Source organism: Pseudomonas hefeiensis (assembly GCF_030687835.1).
Lineage (GTDB): Bacteria > Pseudomonadota > Gammaproteobacteria > Pseudomonadales > Pseudomonadaceae > Aquipseudomonas > Aquipseudomonas hefeiensis.
In genome coordinates this window covers 364,158-378,711 of record NZ_CP117449.1, presented here as the reverse complement: position 1 = coordinate 378,711, position 14,554 = coordinate 364,158, and the positions used below count along the sequence as shown (strand labels likewise).

Sequence of the window (14,554 nt, the reverse complement as noted above, 5' to 3'; positions counted from 1 at the left end):
ACCCCTGAATGGTTTTATCGGATGTCTATCTCGCCATTGAGTCGGGGGATAAGCAACCCCTTGCCACAGCTCAATTGCCAAACGCGCGTACATCCCCCGAAATATCCCGCTTGCACCGCCCTCAACATGCCGACAAGCTATGCTCCAATGCTTTGTTGTTCCACGGAAAAAGGCTTGATCCGATGCGTATTCTCATCACTGGCGGTGCCGGTTTTATCGGTTCGGCGCTTATACGGCACTTGATTCTTGATACCGGACATCAGGTCCTGAACCTCGACAAGCTGACCTATGCCGGCAATCTCGAATCGCTGAGCAGCATCGATCACGACAGCCGCTACGAGTTCGTCCAGGCTGATATCGTCGATCAACCGGCGATCAGTGCAATACTGGAACGGTTCAAGCCTGAGGCCATCATGCATCTGGCGGCCGAATCCCACGTGGACCGTTCCATCGACGGCCCGGCAGACTTCATCCAGACCAATATCGTGGGCACCTACAGCCTGCTGGAAGCCACCCGCGCCTATTGGCAGACCCTGGCCGAGCCGCAGAAGAGCACATTTCGCTTCCATCACATTTCCACCGACGAAGTGTATGGCGACCTGCACGGCGTGGATGATTTGTTCACCGAAACCACCGCCTACGCCCCCAGCTCGCCGTACTCGGCGAGCAAGGCGGCTTCCGACCATCTGGTACGCGCCTGGCAACGCACCTACGGCTTGCCCGTGCTGCTAACCAACTGCTCCAACAACTATGGGCCGTTTCACTTTCCCGAGAAGCTGATTCCGCTGGTGATCCTCAATGCGTTGGCCGGTAAACCGTTGCCGGTATACGGCGACGGCCAACAAGTGCGCGACTGGCTGTACGTCGAAGACCACGCCCGGGCACTGCTCAAGGTCGTGACCGAGGGTGCGGTGGGCGAGACCTACAACATCGGCGGCCACAATGAACAGAAGAACATCGACGTGGTGCGCGGCATCTGCGCCCTGCTCGAAGAACTGGCGCCCCACAAGCCCGACGGCGTGGAGCACTATGCCGACCTGATCACTTTCGTCAAAGACCGCCCCGGCCACGACCTGCGCTACGCCATCGATGCCGGCAAGATCGAGCGTGAACTGGGCTGGACGCCCCGGGAAACCTTCGAGACCGGCCTGCGCAAAACCGTGCAGTGGTACCTCGAAAACCTGCTGTGGTGCCGACGTGTCCAGGACGGTAGCTACCAGGGCGAGCGCCTGGGCTCGCTCGACAACAAGGATGCGATTGCATGATGAAAGGCATTGTTCTGGCCGGCGGCTCCGGCACCCGACTGCACCCGATTACTCTTGGGGTTTCCAAGCAGTTATTACCGGTTTACGACAAGCCGATGATCTATTACCCGATTTCGGTGCTGATGCTCGCCGGCATCAAGGACATCCTGGTGATTTCCACCCCTCAGGACTTGCCGCAATACCGCAATCTGTTGGGCGACGGCAGCCAGTTTGGCGTGCAATTCAACTACGCCGAGCAGCCATCGCCCGACGGCCTGGCCCAGGCTTTCCTGATTGGTGAGCAATTTATCGGTAACGATCCGGTGTGCCTGATCCTGGGCGACAACATTTTTCACGGCCAGCATTTCGGCGAACAACTGCAGACGGCCGCCACCCGGCAAACTGGCGCGACGGTATTCGGTTACTGGGTCAAAGACCCTGAGCGTTTTGGCGTGATCGATTTCGATGCTCAAGGGCGGGCCATTTCCATTGAAGAAAAACCTACCGCGCCCAAATCCAGCTACGCGGTAACCGGCCTGTATTTCTACGATAACGACGTGATCCAGATTGCCAAGACCATCAAACCCTCTAAACGAGGCGAACTGGAAATCACCGACCTCAACAACGTCTACCTGCAGCGCGGCGACCTGCATGTCGAGCGTTTCGGCCGTGGTTTCGCCTGGTTGGACACCGGCACCCACGACAGCCTGCTGGAGGCTTCGCAATATGTGCAAACCATCGAACACCGCCAAGGCTTGAAAGTCGCCTGCCTGGAAGAAATTGCCTACCAACAGGGCTGGGTCAGCCGCGAGCATATCCTTGAGCGCGCCCAGTACTTCGGCAAGACCGGTTACGGCCAATACCTGTTCCAGATCGCTGGAGAGACACGTTGAACGTCATCGCCACCCGACTGCCTGAAGTCCTGATCATCGAGCCGAAGGTTTTCGGTGATGATCGCGGCTTTTTCTATGAGAGTTTCAACGCCAGGGCGTTTATCGAGGCCACCGGCTGCGCGTTGCAGTTCGTCCAGGATAACCACTCGCGCTCGGCCAGGGGCGTGTTGCGCGGCCTGCATTATCAAATCGAACAGGCCCAGGGAAAACTGGTGCGGGTCACGGCCGGGGAGGTGCTCGACGTGGCGGTGGACATTCGTCGCAGTTCGGCCACTTTCGGGCAATGGGTGGGGGTACGCCTGTCAGCGCAGAACCATCGGCAACTGTGGGTCCCACCTGGCTTCGCCCATGGCTTTGTCGTGCTCAGCGATTACGCTGATTTTCTCTACAAAACCACCGACTACTACGCGCCCTCGGCCGAGCGCTGCATTCGCTGGGACGACCCGGACCTGGCCATCGACTGGGAACTGGCAAGCGCGCCGATCCTGTCGCCCAAGGACCAGGCCGGCAAGGCTCTGCACGAGGCCGACCTGTTCCCATGAGTACCTCCCTGCGTATCCTGATCATCGGCCAGAACGGCCAAGTCTCCCGAGCACTCCAGTCGCGCCTGGCCGGCATGGGTGAGTTGATCGTGCGCGGCAGCGACCAACTCGACCTGGCGCGCCCCGATCACCTTCGTTCGCCCATCAATGCCCTGCGGCCTGACCTGATCATCAACGCCGCCGCCCACACAGCCGTCGACCAGGCCGAGAGCGAACCGGAGCGGGCCTTCGCCATCAATGCCACGGCGCCGGGCGTCCTGGCTCAAGTGGCGGTCGAGTTGGGTGTCCCGCTGATCCACTACTCCACCGACTACGTCTTCGATGGCCGCAAGCGTGAGCCCTACACCGAGGCCGATACACCCAATCCGCTGAGTGTCTACGGGCGCAGCAAGCTGTCCGGCGAGGACGCCATTCGCGACGCCGCCGGGCAGCACCTGATTTTGCGCACCAGTTGGGTGTACTCCAGCGAAGGCCGCAACTTCCTGTTGACCATGCAACGACTGCTGCAGGAAAAATCGCACCTGCGGGTGGTGGACGATCAGATCGGCGCACCGACCTGGGCCGGGACTATCGCCGACAGCACCGCCCACTTGATCGAACACTGGCAGGCCGGCCAGTGTGGTGCGTGGGGGACTTATCATTTGACCGCGCAAGGTGAGACGTCCTGGTTCGGCTTTGCCCAGGCCATCGGCGAACACCTGATCGAGCAGCACAAACCGTGCGCGGTGCTTGAGCCCATCCCGTCCCGCGCTTATCCGACTCCGGCCCCACGACCGCTGAACTCGCGTCTCGATTGCACGCGCCTGCTTCAGCAATGGGGTGTGAGTCAGCCAGACTGGCGAAGCGCGTTGCACCAGTGCCTTGCCGCCGGACACTAGGCATAATGCGCCTGTCCCCACAGGCGCCTGATGCTCATGAATTCCACTCTTCCCCGCAGACCCCGCTGGCGCAGCCTGGCCTTGCTTGCGCTGTGCCTGGCGCCGTTGCTGTGGCCGCTGGAGCATCTGGCCGAGCGTTACTACCGCAGTGAACTGGCCGGGCAGAACCGCCAGACCCTCGATCTCTACGTCGCCAACCTGTTAGGCACCCTGCACCGCTATGAAGTGCTGCCGCAGATTCTCGGTGAACTGCCGGCCCTGCGCGCGACATTACTGACACCGGACGACGGCATCATCCAGGGCAACGCCAATCGACTGCTGAAAAACATCAGCGCCCAGACCGGTGCAGAAGTCATGTACCTGATGGACCCCACCGGCAAGACCCTGGCGGCATCGAACTGGGACAAACACGACAGTTTTGTCGGACGCAATTTTGCCTTCCGGCCGTATTACATCGAAGCGATGGCCGGGCGGCTAGGGCGTTTCTTCGGCTTGGGCACCACCTCGGCCAAACGCGGTTATTTCTTCGCCGCTGCCGTGCGCGACCGTGAAAAAGTGATCGGTGTGCTGGTGGTCAAGGTTGATCTGGACCACACCGAAAGCCTCTGGGGCAAAACCCCTGAGCAACTGCTGGTAACCGATCACAACGGCGTGGTGATCCTCACTTCGCGACAGGAATGGCGATTCCGCTCGACCCGCCCCTTAAGTGACGCAGAACGCCAGTCCATCAGTGCCGTACAGCCCTACCCGACCCGCGATCCCAAGCCGCTGAACCTGAATGCGAACGCCTGGCTGACCCAGACCGAGTCCATCGAAGAGACCGGCTGGAGCGTGAGCATTCTCGCCCCGCGCACCCTGATCGACCGTCCGGTGCGCACCGTGGTGGTCATCGGCGGCGCGGCGTTACTGGTCTTGATGCTGTTGCTCGGGTTGATGATGCAGCGCCGGCGGCATTACCTGGATCGTATCGCCTTCGAAGCCAAGGCCCGTCAGGAGCTGGAAGGCCGTGTGGCCGAGCGCACCAGCGACTTGGAAGGCCTGAACCGGCGTCTCAAGCAAGAGGTGCTGGAACGCGAGCAGGCCCAGCAGGAACTGGTCCGCGCCCAGGATGATCTGGTACAGGCCGGCAAGCTGTCGGCCCTGGGCACCATGTCGGCCAGCATCAGCCACGAACTCAACCAACCGCTGGCGGCGATCCGTAGCTATGCCGAAAACGCCGAAATATTGCTCGATCACCAGCGCACCGAGGACGCCCGGGGCAACCTCAAGCTGATCAGTGAGCTGACCAGCCGCATGGCCTCGATCATCGCCCACTTGCGCGCTTTCGCCCGCCGCGACCGTCATGCCCCGGAAAGCGTCGCCCTGCAACCGGCGCTGGACGATGCCCTGGCACTGCTCGCCAAACGTCGTCGCAGCATGGAAGTGGAGTTGATCCGCGACCTGCCGGCCGCCACGTTATGGGTCGAGGCCGGGGAGACGCGCTTGCGCCAGGTGCTCGGCAACCTGCTGGCCAACGCTCTCGACGCCCTGACGGAAAAAGGCCCGCCGCGCAAACTCTGGCTCAGTGCCGAAGCCACCGAAACCGGCGTCAACCTGTACATCCGCGATAACGGCCCGGGGTTTTGCATGGAAGCCCTTGGCCGCGCCGGCGAGCCTTTCTACACCACCAAGACCCGCACCCAGGGCCTTGGTCTGGGGCTGGCGATTTGCGACACCCTGATGCGCGCCTTCGGCGGTGAACTGTCGTTCGCCAATCACAAGGAAGGCGGCGCCCTGATCACCCTGAAGTTGCGCGCTGGCGCGCCCGGTGTGAGCCTGCAACCGTCCGAGGACCGTAGCGTATGACCATCGATAACCGGATTGAGGTGGTGCTGATCGATGACGATCCCCACTTGCGTCAGGCCTTGAGCCAGACCCTCGACCTGGCCGGCCTGAAAATCCTGCCCCTGGCCGAGGCCAAGGGTGTGGCCGGGCAACTGTCCCGCGACTGGCCGGGTGTGGTGGTCAGTGACATCCGCATGCCGGGCATTGACGGCCTTGAGTTGCTGAGCGAACTCCATGCCCAGGACCCTGAGCTGCCGGTGTTGCTGATCACCGGTCACGGCGACGTGCCGCTGGCGGTCCAGGCCATGCGCGCTGGGGCTTATGACTTCCTTGAGAAACCTTTCCCCAGTGATCACTTGCTCGACAGCGTGCGCCGGGCCCTGGCTTTGCGGCGCCTGGTGCTGGACAACCGCAGCCTGCGCCTGGCCCTGAGCGACCGTCATGAACTCAGCGCCCGGCTCGTCGGCCAGTCGCCCTCGATGCTGCGCCTGCGCGAGCAGATCGGGGCGCTGGCGGCGACCCGCGCCGACGTACTGATTCTCGGTGAAACCGGGGCCGGCAAAGAGGTAGTCGCCCGAGCCCTGCACGATCTGTCGGGCCGGCGCAACGGCCCCTTCGTCGCGATCAACGCCGGGGCGCTGGCCGAGTCGGTGGTGGAAAGCGAGCTGTTCGGTCACGAGCCCGGCGCTTTCACCGGCGCGCAGAAGCGCCGCATCGGCAAGTTCGAGTTCGCCAACGGCGGTACGCTGTTTCTCGATGAAATCGAAAGCATGAGCCTGGACGTTCAGGTCAAGCTGCTGCGTCTGCTGCAAGAGCGGGTAGTGGAGCGACTGGGGGGCAATCAACAGATCCCGTTGGACATCCGCGTCATCGCTGCCACCAAGGAAGACCTGCGCCAGGCCGCTGATCAGGGTCGTTTTCGCGCCGACCTGTATTACCGCCTGAACGTCGCACCGCTGCGCATACCCCCGCTACGTGAACGCGGCGAGGATGCCCTGATGCTGTTCCAGCATTTCGCCGACGAAGCCAGCACCCGTCACGGCCTGCCACCCCACGCGTTGCAACCGGCGCAACGGGCGCTGCTTCTGCGCCATAGCTGGCCGGGCAACGTGCGAGAATTGCAGAACGCCGCCGAACGCTTTGCCCTGGGCCTGGAACTGGCCCTGGACAACAGCGCGCCGGAAGGCAACCCCGGCGCACCGATCGCGGTGGTCAGCGGCGGCTTGAGTGAGCAGGTGGAGAACTTCGAGAAAACCCTGATCGCCGCCGAACTGGCCCGCCCCCACAGCTCGGTGCGCAGCCTCGCAGAAGCCTTGGGCATTCCGCGCAAGACGTTGCACGACAAGTTACGCAAGCATGGGCTGAATTTCGGCGACAACAGCCATGGCACTGCCGACGAGACCGATTAAGTCCTGCTTGAGTTATTGCATCTTCCCTTTCAAACAAGAGGCCCTGCATGAACCGCGACAGTCGCTACCTGGAATCGATCCTGCACCACGACATCCCGTTGACGCGGGACATGGGCCTGAAGGTGCTCGACTGGCAGGCCCGGCAATTGCTCCTGTTTTTACCGCTGCAAGCCAACGTCAACCACAAGAGCACCATGTTCGGCGGCAGCCTGTACTGCGGCGCGGTGCTGGGCGGCTGGGGCTGGCTGCACCTGGCCTTGCGCGAAGAAGGCATTGAGGACGGACATATCGTCATTCAGGAAGGGCAGATCAGCTATCCCCTGCCGGTCACGAGCGACGCCACGGTGATTTGCCAGGCCCCCGAAGAAAAGGTCTGGAACCGCTTCCTGGCCACTTACCGGCGTTACGGACGCGCGCGGCTGACCTTGCAGACCCAAGTGATAAATGCCGGAAGCGAAGCCCCTGCAGTGCAATTTGTGGGGCAGTATGTGTTGCACCGCTGAAGCAACGCAGCCTCTGTGGCGAGGGGATTTATCCCCGTTGGGCTGCGCAGCAGCCCCCAAAAAACAGGGCCGCTTCGCGCCCCAACGGGGATAAATCCCCTTGCCACAGAGGATCGGAGGCGGCTTAAGAGCGGGCGAGCTCCAATAGCTTTGCCCTCCACGCCGCCTTTGCCGGCAACGCCAGGAAAGATTCATTCAACAGCGACTCCCGCGGCGGATACCAGAACGGCTCGCCGCTCAGATCCAGCACCGCGCCCCCCGCGCCCTCCAGCACACCCTGGGCGGCGGCGGTGTCCCACTGGGACGTCGGCGCCAGTCGCGGATAGCAATCGGCCGCGCCCTCGGCCAGCAGACAGAACTTCAACGAGCTGCCGATACTGGTCAGCTGCAACTCACCGAGGCTCTCGCTCAAGCCACCCAAGAGGCGCTCCTGCTCCGGACTGGTATGGCGACGGCTGGCGACCACCGCGAAGGCCTCACCCGGCGCTGGCACGTTACGCACTTCGATCGGCAAAGGCTCGCCTCCCTTGTCGCCGCGCCAGGCACCAAGCCCCGCACCACCGACGTAGAAGCGGCCATTGGTGGGCATCGACACTACGCCAAACACCACCCGACCCTGCTCGACCAGTGCGATATTGACGGTGAACTCCTCGCTACCGGAAATGAACTCCTTGGTGCCGTCCAGCGGGTCCACCAGCCACCAGCGTTGCCAACCGGCGCGCACGCTTTGCGCAATGTTGGCGTCCTCTTCGGAGAGAATTGCAATATCCGGCGCCAGTGCTCTCAGCCCGGCCACAATCACATCGTGAGCGGCCATGTCCGCGGCGGTCACTGGCGACGCATCGGCCTTGTGGCTGACCTGCACATTGGCTCGCCAGAACGGCAGGATCGCCTCACCGGCCTTGAGCGCCAACTCGACCACGGGGGCCATCAGGGGATGGGGGAAATTCATGACAGGAACGCTCCGCGCTGGGTCAGCAGGTCGCGGACCAGGTACAGCGCCGCCAAGGCCCGGCCCTCAGTGAATTGGGGGTTTTGCGCCAAGGCCGACAACTCACGCAGGTTGACCTTGTCCACGCGCATCGGCTCAGGCTCATCGCCTTCCAGCCGCTCTTCATAGAGATCGGTCGCCAGCACCACCTGGATCTTCTGACTCATGTAGCCGGGCGACAAGGACAGTTCAGTCAAGTGTTCCAATTGGCGCGCACCATAACCGGCCTCTTCCTTAAGCTCCCGCTCAGCCGCCGCCAGCACGTCTTCACCCGGCTCGATCAAGCCCTTGGGCAGGGACAATTCGTAGGCATCGGTGCCGCCGCAGTATTCTTCCACCAACACGGCGTGATCGGCGTCGAGCATCGCCACGATCATCACCGCGCCGTAACCGGCGCCCTTGCCCGCCAAACGCTCATAGGTACGCTCCACGCCGTTGGAAAACCGCAGTTTCAGTTCTTCCACGCAAAACAGGCGGCTGGTGGCGACGATCCGTCGATCGAGTATGGTGGGTTTCTGGCGCATAAACGGCTCCCTGGGCGATAGCGGGCTACTATACCCGGCCTATTCTGATTGTTTGAGTCGGATATCCGATTACCGCTGGAGAAGTTTTATGGCCTTGCTGCCCTGGCACGAGATCGATACGGTGCTGCTGGACATGGACGGCACCCTGCTGGACCTGCATTACGACAACCATTTCTGGATGGAACACTTGCCCCAGCGCTACGCCGAACTGCATGGCGTGAGCCGGGCCATGGCCGAGCTGGAGTTGCAGCCGCTGTTCGAGCGCAACGCCGGTCAATTGCAGTGGTATTGCCTGGACTTCTGGAGCGCCGAGCTGAAACTGCCGGTGCGCGAACTGAAGCTGGAAACCGCGCACCTGATTGCCCTGCGCCCGGACGCCGACACATTCCTGACGGCAATCCAGCGGGCTGGTAAACGGGTGGTGATGATCACCAACGCTCATCGCGATTCGTTGTCCCTGAAGCTGGAACGCATCGAGCTGGCCCCCTACTTCGAGCGTTTGATCAGCTCCCACGACTACGGCTTTCCCAAGGAAAGCCCGCAGTTCTGGGATGCGCTGCAAGCCGACCTGAACTTCGACCCGGCCCGCAGCCTGTTTATCGACGACACCTTGCCGGTGCTGCGTAGCGCCCGGGAATTTGGCGTGGCGCACCTGCTGGCGGTTAGCGTACCGGACAGCCGCAAAGGGCCGAAAGATACCGGGGAGTTTGAGGCGTTGGGGGATTATCGGGATTTGATTGCCGGGCTTTGATACCGCACTACCTTCATCGCGAGCAGGCTCGCTCCCACAAGGACTCCTTGTTCGCCACAGATCCAGTGTGGGAGCGAGCCTGCTCGCGATGGATACGACGCAGACCTTAAGCTTTACTCGGGAATACGCAGTACCTGCCCCGGATAGATCTTGTCCGGATGCGACAGCATCGGTTTGTTGGCTTCAAATATCTTGTTGTACTTGTTCGCGTCGCCATATTCGGCTTTGGAGATGGCGCTGAGTGTGTCGCCCTTTTTTACGGTAACAAAGCGAGCGGCCTGGGCCACTGGCCCGGTCACCGTGATCTGATCGTCGACACTGCCGACACCTTCGATGTTGCCCACCGCCAACAGGATCTTTTCCTTCTCTTCCTGGCTCGCGACTTCACCAGTGACAATGACTTTGTCGCCCTCGATGGTCGCCTGGACATTCGGATTACCCAGGCCGACCTTTTCAATATGTTCTTTCAGTTGTTCGCTGGCATTGGCATTGCCGGGGGTCAGCAGATCGATCAGCTTTTCACCGGCTTCCTTCACAAAGCTAAAGATACTCATGGCACACGCTCCTTGATTTAAGTGTCCAGACGCAAAGACTAGACCAGGCGAAACGAACCCGGTTCCCAACCGACCAATGACCCCACCACGCGCAAGCGCTAGAATCCGAACCTTCCCGCGCCCTGGAACGAAGATGGACATCAAGCAGCTGAAATTTCTCATCGCGCTCGACGAAACCCGCCACTTCGGCCAGGCTGCTGCGCGCTGCCACATCACCCAACCCACCTTGTCAATGCGCCTGCGCAGTCTTGAAGAGGAGCTTGATCTGCCGCTGGTCAATCGAGGTCAGCGCTTTGAAGGTTTCACCGCACCAGGGGAACGGGTGCTGGCCTGGGCACGCACGGTGATGGCTGCCTATGACGGCCTACAGGCCGAAGCGGCGGCCTGCCGTGGCAACCTGGTGGGGACTCTGCGCCTGGGGGTGGTGCCGTTGTCGGACTTCGACCCGTTGTCGATGATGCAGCGCCTGCACAGCGAGCACCCTAACCTGCATTTCGAGTTGTCATCCCTGAGCTCCGAACGCATCCTCGAACAGTTGGCGAACAACCGCATCGACCTGGGCATTTCCTATCTGGAGCGCCTGGACACCGAGCGCTTCGACTCCCTGCCCTTCAGCCATACGCGCATGGGCCTGCTCTATGACCAGCGATACTTCTATTTCGGTGAGCAGCCGCTGAGCTGGGAAGCGCTGATCGAGTTGCCCTTGGGCATGCTCACCAGCGGCATGCATTTTCGTCAGTCCATCGACCACAACTTCCACAGTCGGGGCCTCACACCCCGCCCTCTGCTGCAAACCGACGCGGTGCATCAATTGTTACAAGCCGTACACGGCGGACTGTGTTGCGCGGTGATGCCGCTGGACAGTGGCCTGGGTATCCTGACCCAGGACTTGCGCATCCAGCCCATCGAAGACGCGCAAACCCTGGTCCCGCTGGGGCTGATCATGCGCCGCGGCGCTCCACGCTCGGCTTTGGCGGAAGCTTGCTTCGCCCTCTATCAGAAATCACCAGCGACATCTTGATCGACGTCATCTATTGATAGATCAGTAATAGCAATTAGACGTGGCAGATTGCCGCATTTAGTCTTATCACTATTCCCACTGTCAGTGATGCCTATGAACGACAAGCCTCCGGTCTGTTCTGCGCCTGCGGAGAAAACACCCGCGCCAGCCGCCAGCCAGAGCTATCGCTACTGCAACCTGGACCATTCCCAATCGGACAGCGCCGCGCTGGCCGAGGAAGTGGCGCTCGCGATCGCCTATAACGGCATCAGTCAGGCCGTCATGCTGGTCACGCCCTCTGACCTTGAAGACTTCATCGTCGGCTTCAGCCTCGGCAGCGGCATCATTGAAGACCCTGCGGACATCTATGACGTGCAACTGAGCGGTGCAGGTTCTGCGCAATACGCCCAGGTAACCATTGCCAACCGCGCCTTCTGGAGCCTCAAGCAGCAACGCCGACAACTGGCCGGCACCAGTGGCTGCGGACTTTGCGGGGTGGAAGCGGTAGAGCAGGCACTGCCGGAGCTCAAAGCGCTGCCCGGCGCACCATTGCCACCGCCCCAGTGGCTGGAAGGTCTGCGTCAACGCATTGGCCAGTTCCAGCCCTTGGGCCAGCATTGCGGCGCAGTACACGCGGCACTGTTCATGAACGCCGAGGGGGAATTGCTACTGGGGCGTGAAGACATCGGCCGGCACAACGCTCTGGACAAACTGATCGGCGCGCTGATCCGACAACAGATCCCAGTGAACGGAGGCGTGGCGATCGTCACCAGTCGTTGCAGCCTCGAATTGATCCAGAAAGTGTTGCGCGCCGGCATCCAGACCCTGGTCAGCCTGTCCTCACCCACCGGCCTTGCCGTGCAATGGGCGCGCCGACACAACCTCAATCTCATCCACCTGCCGCAAAAAAGTGCGCCGCGGGTCTACAGCCCTGCGATGGAGAATCAAGCGTGAGCAATCATCAACAAGCCGATCAGAAACCCGTACCACGCTATAAGCCCTACAAGGGCCCGGCCGGTGGTTGGGGCGCGCTGATCAGCGTCGCTCAGGCCTGGCTGACCAGCGACAATGCGCTGAAGAACCTGCGCATGATGCTCAAGACCAACCAGAACGGCGGCTTTGACTGCCCAGGCTGTGCCTGGGGCGACTCGCCGGAAAGCGGCATGGTCAAGTTCTGCGAGAACGGCGCCAAAGCCGTGAACTGGGAAGCGACCAAGCGCCGTGTCGATGGCGCATTCTTCGCAAAACACAGCGTGACGTCGCTGCTGGAGCAGAGCGACTACTGGCTCGAATACCAAGGGCGCCTGACCGAGCCACTGAGCTACGACGCCGAAACCGACCGCTACAAACCCATCAGTTGGGAAGCGGCATTTGCCCTGATCGGTAAACACTTGCAGGGGCTTAGCAGCCCGAACCAGGCCGAGTTCTACACCTCGGGCCGGGCCAGCAACGAAGCAGCCTACCTCTATCAGTTGTTTGTGCGCGCCTATGGCACCAACAACTTCCCCGACTGCTCGAACATGTGCCATGAAGCCAGCGGCGTGGCGTTGTCCCAGAGTGTCGGCGTGGGCAAAGGCACCGTAACTTTCGACGATTTCGAGCACGCCGACGCAATTTTCGTCTGGGGCCAGAACCCGGGCACCAACCATCCACGGATGCTCGAGCCGCTGCGTGAAGCAGTGAAACGCGGCGCCCAGGTGGTGTGCATCAACCCGCTCAAGGAGCGTGGTCTGGAGCGTTTCCAGCATCCACAAAACCCCATCGAAATGCTCACCAACGGGGATAAACCGACCAATTCCGCCTATTTCCGTCCGGCCCTGGGTGGCGACATGGCCGTCTTGCGGGGCATGGCGAAGTTCCTGCTGCAATGGGAACGTGAGGCGCAAAACAGCGGCGCGGCAGCGGTGTTCGACCACGCGTTCCTGAACGAACACAGCATCGACGTGCTGGATTACCTGGCCGTGGTCGATGACACGCCATGGGAGCAGATCGTTGAGCAGTCGGGTTTGACCCTGGTCGAGATCGAGCAAGCGGCGCGTATGTACGCCATCAGCAAGAACGTGATCATGTGCTGGGCAATGGGCATCACCCAGCATCGCCACTCGGTGGCAACCATCCAGGAAATCGCCAACCTGATGATGCTGCGCGGCAACATTGGCCGGCCGGGCGCGGGCCTGTGCCCGGTGCGCGGCCACAGTAACGTGCAGGGCGACCGAACCATGGGCATCAACGAGCGTCCGCCGGCGGCGTTCCTTGACTCGCTGGAGCGTCGCTTCCAGTTCAAGGTGCCGCGCGAGAACGGCCACAACGTGGTCGAAGCAATCCACGCCATGGCTGACGGCCGGGCGAAGGTCTTCATCGCTCTGGGCGGCAACTTCGCCCAGGCCACTCCGGACAGTCATCGGACGTTCCAGGCCTTGGGCAATTGCGACCTGACCGTGCAAATCAGCACCAAGCTCAACCGCAGCCATCTGGCTCACGGGAAACAAGCACTGATCCTGCCGTGCCTGGGCCGTACCGACATCGACCTGCAAGTCGAAGGCGCGCAAGCGGTGACCGTGGAAGACTCCTTCAGCATGGTCCACGCGTCGAATGGCCAATTGCAGCCGCTGTCAAACCAGATGCGTTCCGAGCCCTGGATCATCGCCGGCATCGCCGCCGCCACGCTGGGCAGTCGCCCGGTGGACTGGAACTGGCTGGTGGCCGACTACAACCGCATCCGCGACCTGATCGCCGACACCATCCCAGGCTTCAAAGACTTCAACGAGAAGCTCCAGAACCCCGGCGGCTTCTACCTGGGCAACAGCGCCGGCGCGCGTCGCTGGAACACTGCCTCCGGCCGCGCCAACTTCAAGCCCAACCGGTTGCCAACCGATCTGGTGCATGAACGTACCCGCGCCACCGGCCAGTTGCCTGACCTGATCATGCAATCCATGCGCTCCCACGATCAGTACAACACCACCATCTATGGCCTCGATGACCGCTATCGCGGCGTGAAGGGCCAGCGTGACGTGTTGTTCGTCAACGAGGCGGACATCATTCGCCTGGGCTTCAAGCCAGGGCAGAAAGCCGACATCGTTTCGCTCTGGGACGACGGGCGCGAGCGACGGGTCAAAGGCTTTACCCTGCTGGCATTCGACATTCCCGCCGGACAGGCCGCCGCCTATTACCCTGAAGTGAATCCGTTGGTGCCGTTGGAGAGCACTGGCGACGGCAGCCATACCCCGACCTCGAAATTCGTGGCAATCCGCCTGGAAGCGGCGAGCGAGAATGGACTGATCCTGGCCAAATCGGCCTGACCCAACGTGCGAGGAGATGAGGTTGTGTGGGAGCAAGGCTTGCCCGCGATGAAAGCGGTGCGGTCTTTCAGAAATAGAGTCGCCTGTGTCGCGAGCAAGCTTTGCTCCCACACAGCGTTGCTCCCACAATCATAGTGTTCGA

14 protein-coding genes are annotated in these 14,554 nt (G+C 61.7%); 11 read left to right on the top strand and 3 right to left on the bottom strand.

Annotation, left to right across the window (positions count from 1 at the left end; translation table 11 throughout):
* Positions 1-182: 182 nt before the first annotated feature.
* The 7 genes from rfbB to PSH57_RS01560 are packed head-to-tail and all read left to right on the top strand — an operon-like array spanning position 183 to position 7,293.
* On the top strand, positions 183-1,265 hold the full coding sequence (rfbB, locus tag PSH57_RS01590; RefSeq protein ID WP_305387414.1) for a dTDP-glucose 4,6-dehydratase: 1,083 nt from the start codon (positions 183-185) through the stop codon (positions 1,263-1,265).
* A complete protein-coding gene (gene rfbA / locus PSH57_RS01585; protein WP_305387413.1) occupies positions 1,262-2,137 on the top strand; it encodes a glucose-1-phosphate thymidylyltransferase RfbA in 876 nt (291 codons plus the stop codon). Before rfbB ends, rfbA begins: the two co-directional genes overlap by 4 nt.
* On the top strand, positions 2,134-2,679 hold the full coding sequence (gene rfbC, locus PSH57_RS01580; RefSeq protein ID WP_305387412.1) for a dTDP-4-dehydrorhamnose 3,5-epimerase: 546 nt from the start codon (positions 2,134-2,136) through the stop codon (positions 2,677-2,679). The genes rfbA and rfbC overlap by 4 nt, the downstream gene beginning before the upstream one ends.
* Entirely contained in the window at positions 2,676-3,557 is an 882-nt protein-coding gene (rfbD, locus tag PSH57_RS01575; protein ID WP_305387411.1) for a dTDP-4-dehydrorhamnose reductase, read from the top strand. The genes rfbC and rfbD overlap by 4 nt, the downstream gene beginning before the upstream one ends.
* Positions 3,558-3,593: 36 nt before the next feature.
* On the top strand, positions 3,594-5,402 hold the full coding sequence (locus PSH57_RS01570; RefSeq protein WP_305387410.1) for a sensor histidine kinase: 1,809 nt from the start codon (positions 3,594-3,596) through the stop codon (positions 5,400-5,402).
* Positions 5,399-6,790, top strand: coding sequence for a sigma-54-dependent transcriptional regulator (locus tag PSH57_RS01565; RefSeq protein ID WP_305387409.1), 1,392 nt, complete (start codon positions 5,399-5,401; stop codon positions 6,788-6,790). Before PSH57_RS01570 ends, PSH57_RS01565 begins: the two co-directional genes overlap by 4 nt.
* 47 nt (positions 6,791-6,837) lie before the next feature.
* On the top strand, positions 6,838-7,293 hold the full coding sequence (locus PSH57_RS01560) for a YiiD C-terminal domain-containing protein (RefSeq protein WP_305387408.1): 456 nt from the start codon (positions 6,838-6,840) through the stop codon (positions 7,291-7,293).
* A 124-nt stretch (positions 7,294-7,417) separates the two neighbouring features.
* On the opposite strand, the gene cysQ is transcribed toward PSH57_RS01560, so the two are convergent.
* Both cysQ and nudE read right to left on the bottom strand, forming a co-directional pair.
* Complete coding sequence (gene cysQ / locus PSH57_RS01555; RefSeq protein ID WP_305387407.1) at positions 7,418-8,245, bottom strand: 3'(2'),5'-bisphosphate nucleotidase CysQ; 828 nt, start codon at positions 8,243-8,245, stop codon at positions 7,418-7,420.
* The gene (nudE, locus tag PSH57_RS01550; RefSeq protein ID WP_305387406.1) at positions 8,242-8,808 is read right to left on the bottom strand and encodes an ADP compounds hydrolase NudE; all 567 of its coding nucleotides are present in this window, start codon (positions 8,806-8,808) and stop codon (positions 8,242-8,244) included. The genes cysQ and nudE overlap by 4 nt, the downstream gene beginning before the upstream one ends.
* A gap of 88 nt (positions 8,809-8,896) precedes the next feature.
* On the opposite strand from nudE, the gene yrfG reads away from it, so the two are divergent.
* Entirely contained in the window at positions 8,897-9,559 is a 663-nt protein-coding gene (gene yrfG, locus PSH57_RS01545) for a GMP/IMP nucleotidase (RefSeq protein WP_305387405.1), read from the top strand.
* Between the two features lie 113 nt (positions 9,560-9,672).
* Here yrfG and lysM read toward each other — a convergent pair whose 3' ends face one another.
* Positions 9,673-10,113, bottom strand: coding sequence for a peptidoglycan-binding protein LysM (gene lysM / locus PSH57_RS01540; RefSeq protein ID WP_305387404.1), 441 nt, complete (start codon positions 10,111-10,113; stop codon positions 9,673-9,675).
* A 133-nt stretch (positions 10,114-10,246) separates the two neighbouring features.
* On the opposite strand from lysM, the gene PSH57_RS01535 reads away from it, so the two are divergent.
* The 3 genes from PSH57_RS01535 to PSH57_RS01525 all read left to right on the top strand — a co-directional run bounded on the left by PSH57_RS01535 (position 10,247) and on the right by PSH57_RS01525 (position 14,412).
* Positions 10,247-11,134 carry a LysR family transcriptional regulator gene (locus PSH57_RS01535; protein WP_256232365.1) on the top strand — a complete coding sequence of 296 codons (888 nt, stop codon included), beginning with the start codon at positions 10,247-10,249 and terminating at the stop codon, positions 11,132-11,134.
* A 93-nt stretch (positions 11,135-11,227) separates the two neighbouring features.
* Complete coding sequence (fdhD, locus tag PSH57_RS01530) at positions 11,228-12,067, top strand: formate dehydrogenase accessory sulfurtransferase FdhD (protein ID WP_305387403.1); 840 nt, start codon at positions 11,228-11,230, stop codon at positions 12,065-12,067.
* Positions 12,064-14,412 carry an FdhF/YdeP family oxidoreductase gene (locus tag PSH57_RS01525; protein ID WP_305387402.1) on the top strand — a complete coding sequence of 783 codons (2,349 nt, stop codon included), beginning with the start codon at positions 12,064-12,066 and terminating at the stop codon, positions 14,410-14,412. Before fdhD ends, PSH57_RS01525 begins: the two co-directional genes overlap by 4 nt.
* The last annotated feature ends 142 nt before the right edge of the window (positions 14,413-14,554 follow it).